General features: G+C 37.0%; 14 protein-coding genes and 2 pseudogenes. All 16 read left to right on the top strand.

Annotated features, from left to right (window positions below):
• Positions 1-22: 22 nt before the first annotated feature.
• The 16 genes and pseudogenes from nhaA (at position 23) to EO112_RS01425 (ending at position 17091) form a co-directional block, all read left to right on the top strand.
• Entirely contained in the window at positions 23-1207 is a 1185-nt protein-coding gene (nhaA, locus tag EO112_RS01520) for a Na+/H+ antiporter NhaA (RefSeq protein WP_062403148.1), read from the top strand.
• A gap of 171 nt (positions 1208-1378) precedes the next feature.
• Complete coding sequence (locus EO112_RS01515; RefSeq protein ID WP_062403145.1) at positions 1379-2383, top strand: iron ABC transporter permease; 1005 nt, start codon at positions 1379-1381, stop codon at positions 2381-2383.
• Positions 2383-3189: an ABC transporter ATP-binding protein gene (locus EO112_RS01510; RefSeq protein ID WP_127011110.1), complete on the top strand. Its 807-nt coding sequence runs from the start codon at positions 2383-2385 to the stop codon at positions 3187-3189. The genes EO112_RS01515 and EO112_RS01510 overlap by 1 nt, the downstream gene beginning before the upstream one ends.
• On the top strand, positions 3186-4241 hold the full coding sequence (locus EO112_RS01505) for an ABC transporter substrate-binding protein (protein WP_206168563.1): 1056 nt from the start codon (positions 3186-3188) through the stop codon (positions 4239-4241). The genes EO112_RS01510 and EO112_RS01505 overlap by 4 nt, the downstream gene beginning before the upstream one ends.
• A 61-nt stretch (positions 4242-4302) precedes the next feature.
• Complete coding sequence (locus tag EO112_RS01500; RefSeq protein ID WP_206168562.1) at positions 4303-5358, top strand: ABC transporter substrate-binding protein; 1056 nt, start codon at positions 4303-4305, stop codon at positions 5356-5358.
• A gap of 296 nt (positions 5359-5654) precedes the next feature.
• The gene (locus EO112_RS01490) at positions 5655-5912 is read left to right on the top strand and encodes a SemiSWEET family transporter (protein ID WP_062403139.1); all 258 of its coding nucleotides are present in this window, start codon (positions 5655-5657) and stop codon (positions 5910-5912) included.
• Between the two features lie 433 nt (positions 5913-6345).
• Positions 6346-7149 carry a peptidoglycan-binding protein gene (locus EO112_RS01485; protein WP_305037006.1) on the top strand — a complete coding sequence of 268 codons (804 nt, stop codon included), beginning with the start codon at positions 6346-6348 and terminating at the stop codon, positions 7147-7149.
• Positions 7150-7354: 205 nt separating this feature from the next.
• Positions 7355-8014 (top strand): TerC family protein, encoded by a 660-nt coding sequence (locus tag EO112_RS01480; RefSeq protein ID WP_127162581.1) that lies wholly within the window; start codon positions 7355-7357, stop codon positions 8012-8014.
• Positions 8015-8190: 176 nt separating this feature from the next.
• A pseudogene (locus EO112_RS08330) lies at positions 8191-9599 on the top strand (VirD4-like conjugal transfer protein, CD1115 family); the annotation flags it as partial.
• 115 nt (positions 9600-9714) lie between these two features.
• Positions 9715-11838, top strand: coding sequence for a hypothetical protein (locus EO112_RS01455; protein WP_127162579.1), 2124 nt, complete (start codon positions 9715-9717; stop codon positions 11836-11838).
• 289 nt (positions 11839-12127) lie between these two features.
• Complete coding sequence (locus tag EO112_RS01450) at positions 12128-12364, top strand: hypothetical protein (protein WP_009354055.1); 237 nt, start codon at positions 12128-12130, stop codon at positions 12362-12364.
• 21 nt (positions 12365-12385) lie between these two features.
• Positions 12386-12496: pseudogene (locus EO112_RS01445) on the top strand (Maff2 family mobile element protein); the annotation flags it as partial.
• A gap of 274 nt (positions 12497-12770) precedes the next feature.
• Positions 12771-13292, top strand: coding sequence for an AAA family ATPase (locus EO112_RS01440; protein ID WP_003505403.1), 522 nt, complete (start codon positions 12771-12773; stop codon positions 13290-13292).
• Positions 13293-13653: 361 nt separating this feature from the next.
• Positions 13654-15573, top strand: a complete 1920-nt coding sequence (tet(32), locus tag EO112_RS01435; protein WP_003505402.1) for a tetracycline resistance ribosomal protection protein Tet(32) — start codon at positions 13654-13656, stop codon at positions 15571-15573.
• A gap of 81 nt (positions 15574-15654) precedes the next feature.
• Positions 15655-16110 (top strand): XRE family transcriptional regulator, encoded by a 456-nt coding sequence (locus EO112_RS01430; protein WP_003505401.1) that lies wholly within the window; start codon positions 15655-15657, stop codon positions 16108-16110.
• A gap of 213 nt (positions 16111-16323) precedes the next feature.
• Entirely contained in the window at positions 16324-17091 is a 768-nt protein-coding gene (locus tag EO112_RS01425; RefSeq protein ID WP_003505400.1) for a class I SAM-dependent methyltransferase, read from the top strand.
• Positions 17092-17111 lie beyond the last annotated feature (20 nt).

The following is a 17111-nucleotide window of genomic DNA, read 5'->3' as shown; positions in this document are numbered from 1 at the left end:
TACATAGTAGAGGGGTAATTGTATGAATCGAATTGTATCTTTTTTTACATCACCATCAGCAGGGGGTGTACTACTCTTTGTAGCTGCTGTGGTAGGAGTGCTATTGGCAAACTCTCCAGTAGAAAGTTTGTACCACTCTTTGCTTCATGCTAAATTAGGACCATTGTCCATTGAATTATGGATTAATGACGTGGCCATGGCGGTCTTCTTTTTATTTGTAGGCCTTGAAGTAAAACGGGAAATGATTGCAGGGGAATTGAATACCAATGCAAAACGATTTTTGCCTGGTATTGCAGCATTTTTTGGCCTTTTAATGCCGGCTTTAATCTATTATTTCATTGTCGGTTATCATCCAGACTTTATTCATGGTTGGGGGATTCCAACAGCTACAGACATTGCCTTTGCCATCGGTATCGTTTCACTCTTAGGTGATCGAGTACCCATTGCAATGAAAGTATTTTTAACTACCTTGGCTGTTATGGATGACTTGATGGCTATTGTTATCATTGCTTTTTTCTATACAGCGGAGTTAAACTTCTTTTACTTATTCGTAGCAGCAATCATCGTGTTCATGTTACAATACGTAAACCGTATGAACTATACGAGACCAATTCCGTATTTAGCATTAGGATTTGGCCTTTGGTTCTGTGTGTTTAAGTCAGGATTGCATGCTACCTTAGCAGGTGTAATTTTAGCGGCGTTTATTCCATACCATGGCATACGTGATGGTCGTCATGTATCTCCATTATCTGAATGGGAACACACCTTAAGTAACTGGGTTACCTACTTAATTATTCCAATCTTTGGTTTTGCCAATGCAGGGGTATCTTTCCACGGATTTACTTTAGAAAGCTTTGCCCATCCAGTTGTATTAGGTGTTGCAGTAGGTTTAGTATTAGGTAAACAAGTAGGAGTATTTGGCACATTGTTCTTACTAGTAAAATCTAAACTAGTGGAAATGCCAGCTCAAACCAATTGGACTCATGTGTATGGTATCGCTCTATGTTGTGGTATCGGATTTACCATGAGCTTGTTCGTATCTTTGTTAGCCTTCCCTCCAGGAGAAGCACAAGAAATGGCAAAAGTTGGTATCTTCGTAGGCTCTATCGTATCTGGTATCTTGGGATATACAGTATTACGGATTGCAGGGCGAAAACAACAAGTAAATGTATCTGAATACGATATGATCAAAGGACAGTATATTTAATTGCATACTTCATAGAGAGTAGAGGCTCTATATAAAAGTCGCAGTGAAAGGAAACTTTTACTGCGTTTTTTTAATTATGCCAATTTTCAATATGTAAAAAAAGTGCTTGCAATATTCGAATTAACTCCCTATAGTAAGTATATAAGAATAAATGAGAATGGGAGGGTGACTATGCATCATTACAAACGGACCATGGTGATAGCAGTCCTTGTATGTGCAGGGATATTCTTACTATCTTTAGTGATGGGACGATTCTTTATTCCGGTTCAAGAAGTATGGAATATATTGCTATCTAAATTTTTAGTATTACCTATCACTTGGGATGCTTCGATGTATAATGTAGTTATGGAGATTCGATTACCTCGGGTATTAGGTGCTATTTTGGTAGGCATTGCGTTAGCTGTATCGGGTACAGCCTATCAAGGAGTTTTCCGCAATGATTTGGTATCTCCAGATTTACTGGGTGTTTCACATGGTGCAAGTGTGGGAGCCTGCTTAGGTATCTTATTACATTTGTCATTGTATGGGGTAGCAATATGTGCCTTTATTGGTGGTATCGCAGCCGTGTGCTTAACCTTGTTATTACCAAAATTAATTCAGAATCAATCGAGGATTGTCCTTGTCTTATGCGGTATCATTGTGTCTGGATTTATGGCAGCCATCATTGGACTACTGAAATACATTGCCGATCCAGATACAGAACTACAAGATATTGTGTATTGGCAGTTGGGTAGCTTGGCAAAAGTTACGTGGGATAATTTATTTTATGTATTACCGATTATTGTGATTGGTACCTTAGCAATTGTAGCCTTGCGGTGGCGTTTAAATATTTTATCGTTATCCGATCAAGAGGCACAGAGTTTGGGTATTAATGTACATAAAGAACGAATTGTCATAATCGTAATTTCTACATTGCTAACTGCAGCAGCAGTATGCTTAAGCGGTACCATTGGATGGGTAGGCTTAGTCATTCCTCATTTATCTCGTATGTTAGTAGGTCATGATCATAAAAAATTGATTCCCGCCGCAATTGTGGTCAGTGCCTCCTTTTTGATGGTAGCAGATTTGTTTGCTAGAGCGTTAACAACAGCAGAGATTCCACTAGGAATACTCTGTGGATTCATTGGAACGCCATTCTTTGCGTGGGTATTGTATAAACAACGGAGGTATTTCTAATGGATTCTTTTGAGCTTTCAGTAGATTCTATCTCTTTTTCATATGGCAAGGGAGAGCCTAATATTTTTACGGACTTATCATTCTCTGTGAAAGCTGGTGATACCTTAGCTCTATTAGGGCGTAATGGGGTAGGAAAATCTACATTGCTTAGTTGCTTGATGTGCTTTCAGCAGGTACAATCGGGGCATATATATTGCAATGGTATAGATTTAGGGAGTGTGTCTATTCAAGAGCGAGCGAAGTTAATTGCTTTTGTACCACAGATTATAGGAGCAGATATAGCCTATACGGTACGAGATTATATATCCTTTGGAGCAACGCTACGAACGGGGATGTTTTCTTCACCAGGAAAAAAAGAATTTCAAAAAACAGATAGCATACTAGAAATGCTAGGGATTACAGAATTACGAGATAAACCGTGTCGCGATTTAAGTGGAGGGCAACGACAATTAGTAGCGATTGGACGTGCTTTATTGCAAGATACGAGATTATTATTAATGGACGAGCCAACATCTGCATTAGATATACGTAATCAAGTGATTGTTCTAGAAACGATAGAACAATTGCGAACACAAGGATATGCTATTATTTTTACTACACATGTACCGGAACAGGCTTTATTACTGAATAGCCGTGTTGGTTTATGTCGTGGTGGAACAATAGATTTTTACGATTCTGTCAATGATGTGACTGTGGAAGTATTGGAGAGAATTTACCGGACGAAACTTAGTTTATTTTACAGCGAAACGGTACAGCGCACAGTTTGTGTTATCCCACAGTTAGGTCAGAAAGGGGAGATTTTATGAAGCGTATTGTAGTATTGTTGTTAGCCTTATTTACAACCATTTGTATGCTAGTTGGTTGTGGCACAGAAAATGCATCCCAAGGGAATACATCTTCTACGAGGGTTATCACAGATATTGATGGAACGGAAGTGACGATTCCAAAAGATATCAAACAAGTGGCAGACTTATGGCATGCTAATAACCAAGTGGTATTGATGTTAGGGGGCGCAGATACACTAGTATCTACTACAAAAAATGTACAAGGATTGCCTTGGTTTGTAAAAGTGTATCCTAGAATTAAAGAGATTCCAGCTCCGGTAAAAGGTACAGATGTACAAATGGAGGAAATTCAAAAATTAAATCCACAAGTGGTATTGGCTAGTAATAAGAACCAAATTGAAATGGCCCGCAAAGCGGGTCTTCCAGCAGTACGTGTGAATTTTACAGACTATGAAGGATTGCGCAAAACAGTGGCTATTACAGCCGATGTATTAGGTGGTAAAGCCATCGATATTAGCAAACAATATCTAGCCTATTTAGATGGTAATGTGAAATTAGCGGAAGAAAAAACTAAACATCTTAGCGATGCAGAACGACCAACCGTGTTGCATATCGTAGGTGGAGATAATCTATTAAAAGTAGATGGAGACAAAACAATTATCAATGAATGGATTCGTTATGCAGGTGGTAAGAATGCCATTATAGCAGCAGGTCCACAAATCGTAGTAACTATAGAAGAAATCATCAAAGCAGATCCAGATATTATCATCATCGGTGGTACACAAGCGCAAAAAGGCATTGACCAAATGATGAATGATCCACAATGGGCAAGCTTAAAAGCTGTTAGAAATCATCGTGTATATCGCAATCCTGTAGGAACGTTCAACTGGGACCGGTATAGTGCCGAAGCAGCATTACAAATCTTATGGGCAGGTCAAATCATTCAACCACAATTATTTGCGGATATTAACCTAGTGAAAGAAACACAAAAATTCTATAATGATTTCTTACATTTTGATTTATCTGGTGATGATGCAGAACGTATTATCCATGGTGAAAGTCCTGCAAATTAAATTTATTAACGCATGATTTTTAAGTAGTTAGTTTGTGTATGGAAGCTAGTTAGGAGACGTTATGAAACGAATTATTACTATGCTCTTTGCATTGCTGATTTCCATCGGCTTGTTAGCTGGTTGTGGCACAGAAAATGCATCAAAAGGAGCAACGCAAGAAGTACATACTATCACCGATATTGGTGGCACTCAAGTTCAATTACCAACACATGTAGAACGAATTGCTGACTTATGGCCAGCGAATAATCAAGTTATGTTGATGCTAGGTGGGGCAGATAAATTAGTTGCTACTACACAATATGTACAAACATTACCTTGGTTCTCACATATTTATCCAAATATTAAAAACATTGCTGCGCCAGATCGTTTTGGCTTTGATTTACAATTAGAAGAACTACAAAAAGTATCACCACAAGTAATTATTGTAAATAGTAAAAAGCAAGCAGAACAAGTCCGTCAAGGCGGCTTTACAGCAGTGCATATGGAGTTTACTGACTATAAAGGACTTCGCAATGTAGTATCCATGACCGCAGATATTCTAGGCGGTAATGCGGTAGAGATTGCTAAGAGTTACAATGCGTATTTAGATAAAAATATCGCTTTAGCAGAAGAAAAAACGAAAGTGTTAACCGATGCAGAACGTCCAAGAGTGATGCATATTGCTACAGGTGAAAATTTACTTAAAGTAGATGGCACTAAAACAATTATTGATGAATGGATTCACTATGCGGGTGGTATCAATGCGATCGAACAAAAAGGTCGTGGGCTTACATTAACCATGGAAGAAATCATCAAAGCTAACCCAGATATTATCATTATAGGTGATGTGAACTCCAAAGCAGCTATTGAAAAAATTATGAATGACCCACAATGGAGTGGTATTAAAGCAGTTCAAATGGGTCGTGTATATAGCAATCCTGTAGGAACATTCAAGTGGGACCGATACAGTGCTGAATCAGCATTACAAATCTTATGGGCAGGTCAAATCATCCAACCACAATTATTTGGAGATATTAACCTAGTGAAAGAAACACAAGATTTCTATAAAAACTTCATGCATTATGATTTATCTACCGTAGAGGCAGAGCGTATTATTGCTGGAGAAGGTCCACAATAGTTGCAATAGTAGGCAATAGATCCGATTGACTCTATATTAAAACCGTAGTAAGAGGATACTTTTACTACGGTTTTATTAGGTTTATTTTCACCGTGGCAAAATGGAAAGATAGAGCGAAGTCATAAGATTGATGGGGAGAGATTCTATACCAGAAAGTTTAGGGTTGTGTCACAAATGTTTGACTACTTCATAGATATTATATAAAAACTTAAATTTAAGTATTGATTTCCTAGCATTTTGTGATATACTACTAAAATATTTAAGTTAATTGATCTTATAAGAGGGAAGATAATAGAATGAGTGAAAAAAATTTAAAAATGTTAGGATGGCTTGGAACATTCCTTTCAGTAATGATGTATGTGTCTTATGTTCCGCAAATCATGGGAAACTTGGATGGGAATAAAACATTTTTTCTGCAGCCCTTGGCAGCGACGATTAACTGTATCATATGGGCAAGTTACGGACTTTTAAAAGAAAAAAAGGACTATCCTTTGGCAGTAGCAAACTTGCCGGGAATTATCTTTGGATTGCTTGCAACCATTACGGCATTTTAAATAATCTCATTTTAAAGATGTATTGTGAAAAGCTCATTTGAATGATGATTAGTCATTTTAGTGAGCTTTTTTGTTATAATTATTTTTCAAGATATAATTCTAACTTCTTCAATTTTAAAATATTATTTATTATGATTATTTTAATATGTAAAACTTTTGTATCACATCATATTGAAATGATCTATTATACCAATTTAGTATAGCAACCCTATTTTTATGCATATTTACTATAGAAAATGAGGAAAACTAACATTTTTAGTGTATATATGTAGTAGGTGGTATTTCCTATGGGGAGAGATTTATACCACATGTGGGAAAAATATAATAAAAATAGGTACTAAGTGGTGTTAAAGTGTTAAAAAAGTCCTGTTTTTTTGACGTATCTCCCAAAAAATGGTAAAATGTATAAGCATTTAGATATGAGGTGAACATCGTGAAAAAAATAACTCTCCTAGCGATTCTCCTGATGGTATGTACCATGGTGACAGCCTTGGCAACATCTGGACGTGGTGATCGCGGTAAAGAGGTAGAAGAGTTACAAGCGTTGTTAGTAGCCCAAGGCTATTTGCTTGATACAGCAGATGGAGTGTTTGGGAATAATACAGAATACGCAGTACTCGTCTTTCAGAAAGAACACGGGTTAACTCCAGATGGTAGAGTAGGTAAAGAAACAATGCGTGCTTTACTAGAGAATCAAAAACAATTCGAGGGGCAACAAGCATCTCGAAATACCCGTAGTGTAGAAGTATCACGATTTGGTGATCGTGGTCGCAACATAGAAGAAGTACAACTTAAATTAGTAGATAGTGGATTTTCTCCTGGAGCTGTTGATGGTGTCTTTGGGAATGGAACTAAAGAAGCTTTAATACGTTTCCAGCGTCATTATGGATTACCAGTGACAGGAACTATTGATAGTGCAACATGGTCAAAACTATCTATCAAACGAGGCAAACCAACAAGCTATAAAAAAACATTGGAAATGGAAGCAAGTGCCTATTCAAGTTATGAATCTGGTACACATACAGCTAGAGGCAATGCGCTTCGCCGTGGGTATGTTTCGGTAGATCCTAATGTAATACCATTAGGAACAGAAGTGTATGTGGAAGGATATGGTTATGCTGTAGCGGATGATACAGGTGGTGCTATTATAGGTCATCGCATTGATTTGGCTATGGATAGCTATAATGAGGCCATCCAATTTGGTCGTCGAACAGTAAAAGTATATATTTTAGATTAGAGAAGTCATTGATTTGTTGTAAAACAGAAAGAACATCTAATTGCAAACGTGTTATTACACAACAAAATAAAGAGGTAGGAGCTAGAATAATTTAGTTTCTACATATATAGAGGATAGCTAATTCACAGAATTGGCTATCCTTTGTTTTATAGATTCCCTATGCTATAATAAAATGTATTCTAAGTAGTAAATATAGGAGGATATGGTGGATATTACATCAACACAAGGGTTATTAGCAATTTTACAAATTATTATCATTGACATATTATTGGCTGGAGATAATGCTATTGTTATCGGCATGGCCGCCAAAAACTTACCAGAAACGTTGCGCAAGCGTGCCATTTTCTGGGGGACTGCTGGAGCTATTGGCTTGCGGTTAATTATGGCAATTTTGTTCATTGAAGCCTTAGATAATATTCCAGCGTTGCGCATCGTTGGGGGTATTATGTTGCTTTGGATTGGTTATTCCTTATTGAAAGATGGGGACAATGAGCATAATATTGAAGCAAAAGATAATATCTGGGGGGCTATTGCCACTATCATCATTGCCGATGGTGTCATGGGTATCGATAATGTGTTGGGTGTTGTGGCAGCAGCAGAAGGTCATTTCGGTCTTGTTGTGGCAGGAATGTTAGTGACAGTGCCAATCATTGTTTGGGGCAGTACCATCTTTGTAAAACTGATTGATAAATTCCCTATTATTCTGTACGCAGGTGGCGGTATCTTAGGTTGGGTATCTGCAAGCATGATTCAACACGATCCAATGGCAGCACCATATATTGAACCATATAGCTTACCATTCCATATCGGTTGTGTTGTATTGGTATTAGGAGCAGCAATGATTCGCAATCGTTTGGTGAAATAAACTAGTATTGGTGAAAGTAACAGCTCAATGTACTAGAACATAAGGCATACTAGTTTTGAAAAAGAAGTGTAATACATAGGCATACAGTTTCCATGATGGAGGCTGTATGCTTTTTCTTTTTTGAGAGGAGCAGGTTATAGGGCAAAATGAGTTGCTTTTACTAACGATGATGTTAGAATGTAAGAGCCTATATAGGTGGCGTTATTATTGACAAAATTTTTCAAGGGATATTAGGGATTAATACGATGAGCTTTCTTCTAAGCCTTCATCCTACGGATATTATAATGTGCGTGGTAGTAGCTGTTTTAATGAAAATTATCGTATATACCAAAGGAAAAAATGCTAAAAAGTTTAGACAGGGGAAAAAGTATGGCTCAGCAAGATAGGGAACGAAAAAAGATATAGAGCCATATATGGATGAAAAGTTTTAAAACAATATCCTGCTTACGCAAACAGAATGATTAACCATGAATGGCAGACCGGCTAATCCTAAATATGATCGTAACAAAAATGTGCTTGTAATCGGTGGAACAGGAAGTGGAAAAACGAGATTTTATGTAAAACCGAATCTTATGTAGATGCACTCGTCATATTGTGTAACCGATCCTAAAGGAACTATAGTCCTTGAGTGCGGTAAGATGCTTGAATATACTCGATATGATAGATACTTCTGAAGTCAGAGAAGATGATGAAACCTATATGAACCCCATAGATAGACTCTTTGAAGCAATTGAGAAAAGAGAGCTGACACACTTTGCAGTGTGGCAATATAAAAAGTACAAATTGGCTGCGAGAAAAACTGCCAAATCGATTCTTATATCATGTGGTGCAGGACTTTCATCCTTTGATATTTAGGAATTACGAGACTTGATGAGTGGGGATGAACTTGAGTATGATACACTGGGAGATAGATAAACAACATTCTTTGTTATTATCTCAGATACCGATGATACCTTTAACTTTGTAGTGTCTATTATGTACTCATAGTTATTTAACCTACTTTGTGATAAGGCAGATGATGAGTATGGAGGTAGACTTCCTGTTGATGTAAGATGTCTACTCGATGAGTTTACAAATATCGGCTTAATTCCGAAGTTTTAAAAGCTGATTGCCATAATCAGAAGTAGAGCGATTTCTGCAAGCGTTATTTTACAGGCACAATCTCAACTAAAGACAATCTATAAGGATAATGCCGACACCATTGTAGGTAACTGTGATAGCACCTTGTTTCTCGGTGGAAGAAGAAAACTATACTTAAAGATCTTTCCGAAACACTTGGTAAGGAAATGATAGATATTTATAATACATCGGAAACAAGGAGCAATTAAAAGAGCTTTGGACTTAATTATCAAAAGACTGGGAAAGAGCTGATGAGTCAGGACGAGATTACAGTGATGGATGGTGGCAAATGTATCTTTCAGCTTAGAGGTGTACGCCCTTTTCTGTCAGATAAATTCGATATTACAAAGCATAAGAACTATAAGCTCCTCGAAGATTACGATAAAAAGAATGTGTTTGATATAGAAGATTCAGAGAGATCAGTAAAACTAAGTTTAATAGAAATACGGTGATTACAAGATTGTAATATTTTATGCTATGATTTTTTAGAGGATAGGATATTTGGTATAATAATATAAATAACTTTAGAATTTATTAATAAGATATGTTTTGGATTGTGTATGAGGATAGAGGGTAGATTAATGGAAAATTATCAAGGTGTTGCAATGACAGATGGAATAAACAGAAAAAATCATATAATGCCATTAAGTACGATTATTAAGGCATACCATAACTCGTGGAATACTGTTTTTCCTATGAATTTGGGACATGACAGAACAAAGCCGATAGGGTATACTATGCTAACTGGGGTATATATGGAACCAGGAAAAGCGTATGTAACGAATGAGTCATCAATCATGGAAAGCAAAGAAGAGCATGAAGAAATGATTAAAATGATAAAAGCTTCTGACGACAAGATATTTTGTGAAGAGCGCAAGGAAGAACTTGATACTCTAGTTAGAAGGTTAGGCGATGTGCTTTCTGATAAATCTCGTGTTGCACCAGTTGGTCAAGCGGTGGCCATTAAGGACAAGGATATTGTATATCGTCTTTTTCCTGAATGGTCAGAAAAAATAAAAGATGGGCTTGCAGATGTGCGGGATTTGGAACCTGTTTACACAAAAGATGCAAATGATAAAAAGGGATTTCTTGTGCCAGGTGTTTATCATAAAGATGGGTATTTACTCTTTGCGCATCAGTTTTTCCGTAGAAGTTTATCTATACTGAATACTACGAATGAGGAATTTTTTAATTCCTTTGAAAAAATGCGTGATGTTTCAACTGTTGAAATACAACTTGCATTGGATATGGATATGGTTGGACTTGTTGGTACAGAGCATCTAGAATTAGAGTATCAGTATATTCGAGGACCACACTTTAATGATGATTTGAACTGTATTCCTGAAGGCGTTACTTGTCATGAAAATGAACATTATGATAATGCTTTTTCAAATCTATTGAGCACCCAGTTTTATTGGCATATTCAAGATGGAAAACGAACTTTTGAATGTGAAGAATTATGTGATAGAGAAAATATTTCTTTTGAGGATGGACAACCTATGTTATGGGGATGTAGATATGTTCATAGCATGATGAATCCGAGTACAGGATTACCAACTCATCTTGATGGTGCAATTAGAATTTATAATGATGAGCAAATTCTTGAGAGAATTGATTTTAAAACAGATATAAGTAAATATGGAAAGAACTCGGAATATATAAAACTGTGGAGAATAGATAACGATTTTTCTGTAGCTATGTGGAAAGAACTTATCAGTGCGTTTTATAGGGAGAATGCATTGATAGGCGAGTATTTTGGTGGTGTTGATGAAAAATATGATCAAATAAAAAAAGAAAGCAATAAACATAATTCTGTAGTTAAAAAAACGAATAGTTTTGCACACATTGAATTAACTGAAGGAGAAGGCGTTCGCGTCTATTTTAGATACACCAATAAGTTTGAGATAGCTGAAGACATAGATATTGGAATATATAACAAAGATTGTTTTATTGTTCGAGGTGAAAGAAAGGTTAAGATACTTGATGTAGATACAGTTACTCTTTTGAAATATTTAAAACGTAAAGGGCTTAGTTTGAGAATGCCAAATACTTACTTGATTTCATTTGAAGATATGATATTCAATTTTCCGACATTGTGCTGTAAGAGCTTATGCGTTGCGGACATTGTAATTACTGCAATAAAAGAGTTGTGTCAGGCTTGGGTAAAAAGAGAAGATGATAGGTTGATATCGTTTGGTCTTATGGTTAATTTAGAAAATGAATCGGGGCATATATCTTTTGCGGGTCATGTAAATGATTTTGTTAAACTGTTTGATGCTATTCCTAAATTATCTGATGTGACGTTTGAAGAGTGGATTGAGACTATATATCAAGAAAATAATAAGTTTAAAGTAGGAGAGAATTATCCTGATAAATTTACTTTGATTCATGGTGATGTAGTGTGCTTCAAAAGACTTATTATTCACCCCAATAAAATTAGAAAAATGTGGATAGAAGATGGGCGTATATATGTACAGTTTAATATGACTAAAGGGGAGAGAGATGAATTGTTAGAACATAAAATTGGAAGTGCTCCATTTTATAAAATTAATCAAGATAGATGTAACAAGTGCGGAAGAGATTATACTCAATGTGCTTGTGTGAAATTTATCGATGAGAATGTTTACGATGAAGTTGTAGAAGCCGATTTGCTAGGATTGATATGGACAAATCGAAATGCATTCTGTTCTAACGAACAACTTTAATTTATCCATTAGAGAAGATTAGAGAAGAATATTTTAAGTTTTGTGCAAATCGGAGATGTTTTCAACTCCCAGTATATCTGACAGAAAAATCAAATAGAAATAGTACCTGAGACGATAGAAAAGAAAAAAATCTATCGTCTTTTATTTTACCCAAAATCAGGAGGCAAGATGATAAGGATCAGAAGTCCCACAAAGGAAATAATCAAATAGTATGAGCGTTAGCGATTGGAAAAGAAAAACTCCGGTCGCTTTTTTTATTGAAAAGAAGAAATTTTTAATGAAGTAAGAAATGATTAACATCAACGCCAACTTATTGGCAGAGCCTACTTTCTCAAGTTTTGAAAATGAAGGAGAGAAAGTAGAAGTTGTAAACTTCACGCTTGTAAAAAAGTACGGTAAAGGCAAGGAGTATATTAACTTTGCAACCTATAGAGAAAAAGCTGAAAAAGAGGGAAAAACTTACAAAAACTTTGTAGTGAAGTCATATAACAAGATTGAAAAGAAAGAAGAAAACGAGGAGGAATAACTTATAGCGTTTTTTATATAGGCAGTTAATGTATTAAAGATTTTGGTTATGGCAGTAGGTGCAGGACTTGGAGCATGGAGCGTTATCAACTTGATGGAAGGATATGGTAATGACAATCCCGGTGCTAATGCTCATGTACGGTAAGGAAGCAAGCAACCGAAAACAAGAGATAGACCGCCAGCACTACACTATTCCGAACCAAAGACCAAAAGATAAGCATTGTGGGAAAATCTAAACTTTTGGATTTTCCTACAATGCCGACTACGGCGGAATCCCTCCCACTCCTTATATCTTTCTTTCCGTATACATTGAATTTGTATTTAGTAAATGCTATAATGTCCCTATTCAAATTATAAATGTGTTGAATTAGTTACATGTACATATTTTTTGTGCCGGAGGAAGTGAAATGAAACAAAAAATTTATCTCATTACAGGCTTAATGGCTTCTGGAAAATCTACAGTTTCCGATTTACTGGCAAAATCAATAGAAAAATGCGTCCATCTTCGTGGTGATGTGTTCCGAAAAATGATTATTTCAGGCAGAGAAAATATGTCAGCTACCCCATCAGCGGAAGCAGTCCGCCAGCTGTACCTTCGATACAAATTGACTGCTGATGCGGCAAGGTCATACTTTGACAACGGCTTTTCTGTAGTGATCCAAGATAACTACTACGGTGATGAATTAAACCGAATGATAAATTATCTGCATAAATACCCTGTTGAGGTTGTCGTTCTTTGTCCAGATGTGGAAACAATAAAAGAAAGGGAACGATACAGGGAGAAAACAGGCTATTCCGGCTTTACGGTTGAAACCTTATACGATACATTTATGCAGACAACACCACGGATCGGCTTTTGGCTGGACAATTCCAATCAAACACCACAGCAGACAGCAGAAACCATTCTGAACACCAGGAAGCCGGTATGATTGTTACATATAAGGGGAAGAAAAATTTCTTTTAAGTACTTTCTTTCCTAAAACTGATGTGATATAATAGCTTCATTCCAGAAAAGGAGTAAAAAATATGCGGCAAGGTATTCTTAAATAAAACTATAATCAAATAGTGGGAACAAAGAATTATGATAGCTCCTTTTGTGGGGGCTTGGTTTTTTGTACCCAATTTAAGAATACTTTTGCCTTATCAATTTTGACATATTCAAAAAACAGCAATCACAAATAGGTGTATGCTGTATATGTGTATGTCTGCAAATTAGAATCCCCAGTGGTAAAAGTATTTTACTGCTGGGGATTTTTATGCCCTTTGGGGCTGTAAAGGGAGGACAATCACATGAAAATAATCAATATCGGCATTCTGGCCCATGTAGACGCAGGAAAAACTACATTGACAGAAAGTCTGCTATACACCAGTGGAGCGATTGCGGAACAGGGAAACGTGGATAAAGGGACCACAAGAACAGACACTATGATTTTGGAACGGCAACGGGGAATTACCATTCAGACAGCGGTTACTTCTTTTTATTGGAATGATTATAAAATCAATATCGTGGACACTCCCGGTCATATGGATTTTTTAACCGAAGCATACCGCTCTTTATCTGTCCTTGACGGAGCTGTTTTAGTCATTTCAGCAAAAGACGGCGTACAGGCACAAACCCGTATATTATTCCATGCGCTTCAGAAAATGGACATTCCGACAATTATCTTTATAAATAAGATAGACCAAAATGGGATCGACCTGCAGTGTGTTTACCAAAGCATTAAAGATAAACTTACCAGTGATATGATTGTCATGCAGGAGGTTTCCCTGTCGCCAAAGATAACCATGACCGATATTTCTGATTTAGACAAATGGGATATGATTATTTCCGGAAGCGATGAACTATTAGAACGATATGTTGCAGAGGATTCTTTGGATATACAGGAATTACAATATGAAAAGTGCAAAAGAACCAGATGCTGCTCTTTGTTTCCTGTTTATCATGGGAGTGCAAAAGACAATTTAGGAACAGAAAAACTGATTGAAGCGATTATAGAAACTTTCATTACAGAAACGGACGATATTCAGTCTGAATTATGTGGATATGTTTTTAAGGTTGAGTATACAGAGCGGAAAAAACGGCTTTCTTATTTACGCCTGTATCATGGGACGCTCCATTTACGGGATACCCTGCTGCTGTCAAAAAAGGAAAAAATAAAGATTACAGAAATGTGTATTCCGTCAAATGGTGAAATCGTCCCGGCTGACCATGCCTGTCCGGGAGAAATTGTTATTTTAGCTGATGATACTTTGAAACTGAACGATATCCTGGGAAATGAAAAACTCCTGCCTCACAAAACACGGATTGATAATCCCATGCCATTACTTCGGACAACGGTAGAGCCGCAAAAGCCGGAGCAAAGGGAAGCCCTGTTAAATGCCCTCGCAGAGATTGCTGATACAGACCCTCTTTTGCATTTTGACATTGATACTGTTACCCATGAGATTATGTTATCTTTTTTGGGAAAAGTACAGTTAGAAGTTATTTGTTCGCTATTAGAAGAAAAATATCATGTGGGCGTGGCTATGAAAGAGCCTTCGGTTATTTATCTGGAAAGACCGCAAAAAAAAGCGAGCTGCACGATTCATATTGAAGTGCCGCCGAATCCGTTTTGGGCATCTATTGGTTTGACTGTAACACCGCTTCCTGTTGGAAGCGGAACACAATATAAAAGCGAGGTATCTCTCGGCTATTTAAACCAAAGTTTTCAAAATGCCGTCATGGAGGGTGTGCGTTATGGAATGGAGCAGGGCTTATATGGCTGGGGAGTGACAGACTGCCAAATTTGTTTTGATTATGGAGTTTATTACAGCCCGGTCAGCACCCCCGCTGATTTTCGTTTTCTTGCGCCTGTCGTGTTGGAGCAGGCATTGAAAAAAGCAGGGACACAACTGTTGGAACCATACCTTTCCTTTACCCTTTTTGCACCGCAGGAATATCTTTCACGGGCTTATAATGATGCACCAAAGTATTGCGCAATCATTGAATCAACCAGACTTGAAAAAGATGAAGTTATTTTTAAGGGTGAAATCCCTGCCCGTTGTATCGGTGAATATAGGAATGATCTGAATTTTTATACAAATGGAAGAAGTGTCTGCATTACAGAATTAAAAGGGTATCAGGAAACTTCCGGCGAGCCTGTATTTCAGCCACGCCGCCCGAACAGCCGTTTAGACAAGATCCGGCATATGTTTCAGAAGATAATGTAACGTCTTGCGCAATGCAAGCGTTCATTGCTGGCTATTCCGAAATATCATTGATAAAATCAGCATCAGAGAGGAGGAACCATTTTGAACCAGAAACAGACGGATATTACAACAGGAAAGCAAATACGTCATCTGCGAACACAATCGGGAATGACACAGGAAGAACTGGCTGGGGAATTGAATGTTACCCGGCAGGCGCTATCGAATTGGGAGAGAGATGTTAATGAACCCGATTTAAATACGTTGAAAAAAATTTGTTTTCTTTTTGGAGTCCACATGGACGATTTTGCGAAGGAGGTAATAACAAAAATGGAAACATGTGAAAAAAAAGAGAAACGACAATTTAATAAGTATGATATGGCAATTGGACTTTTTTATGGTGTCGGGATATTTCTTGGCATTGGTATTTTCTTTGTTGGCGGTTTTATGACAATGTCGGGTGCAGGGTGGGGAGCATCACTATTTGGCGGTGGCTGTTTTTCTCTTGTATTTGGCTTGATATGCCATGCAGTTATTACATTGAGAAGAAATGACAAATGATGACATATCCTGCTTTCTAGACTTTTCGGTCATATCGCGTAAAAAAGCCGCTGCTTTTGGCTTTCCAATAGCGGCGGCAAAGGGAAATATCCTTTGAATACCTTACAGAAGAAAAGTTTTGCAGCATTATAAAAATAAAAGCCTATACCATTTTGGAAAGAAAAGATACATAATAGTCAAGACGGCAACAATCAGAAGTTATGGAGGGTAACAATGGAATATAGTAAGGAAGATTTAATGGAAGCAAAAAGGCAAATTTTGGGAGTGGGAGAGAACATGGGAACAGAGGAAAGTAAAAAAATCTGGGAGAAAAACGCACAATTTTGGGATAATGCAATGGGTGACAAATCTAATGAATTTCACAGAGAGGTAGTGCGTCCCAAAGTAACGGAACTTCTATCTCCTAATCCTGCGGATTACATTTTGGATATTGCGTGTGGCAATGGAAATTATTCTTCGTATCTTGCACAAAGAGGCGCTTCGATTGTCGCTTTTGATTACAGCAAAAAAATGATAGAATTGGCTAAAAGACGGCAATCACAATATGCAAAACAAATTGAATTTTGTGTAGCGGATGCGACCAATAGAGAAAGTATATTAGAATTAAAAAGAAATCGAGCCTTTACGAAAGCAGTTTCTAATATGGCAATTATGGATATTACGGATATTGAACCACTTCTTATGGCTGTTTATGAACTGTTGGAGGAAAGCGGAATTTTTGTCTTTGCAACGCAACACCCTTGTTTTATCACGTTGACTGAAAAATATATGACACCGCACAGTTACTATGGTATAGCGATTGAAGGGCAACCGGAGGAGCAGATTTATTATCATCGTTCCATACAAGATATTTTTAACCTTTGTTTTAGAGCTGGATTTGTCATTGATGGATTTTATGAAGAATGTTTCAAAAACAACAAAGAAATTCCTATGGTAATGATAGTAAGGCTTAAAAAGGTAAAACGTGATAGCTTAAAATAAATTCAAGTTTGCCGGATAAA

The sequence above is a fragment of the Veillonella sp. VA141 genome, from assembly GCF_003992175.1.
Lineage (GTDB): Bacteria > Bacillota > Negativicutes > Veillonellales > Veillonellaceae > F0422.
This window is presented reverse-complemented; position numbering and strand designations above follow the sequence as displayed.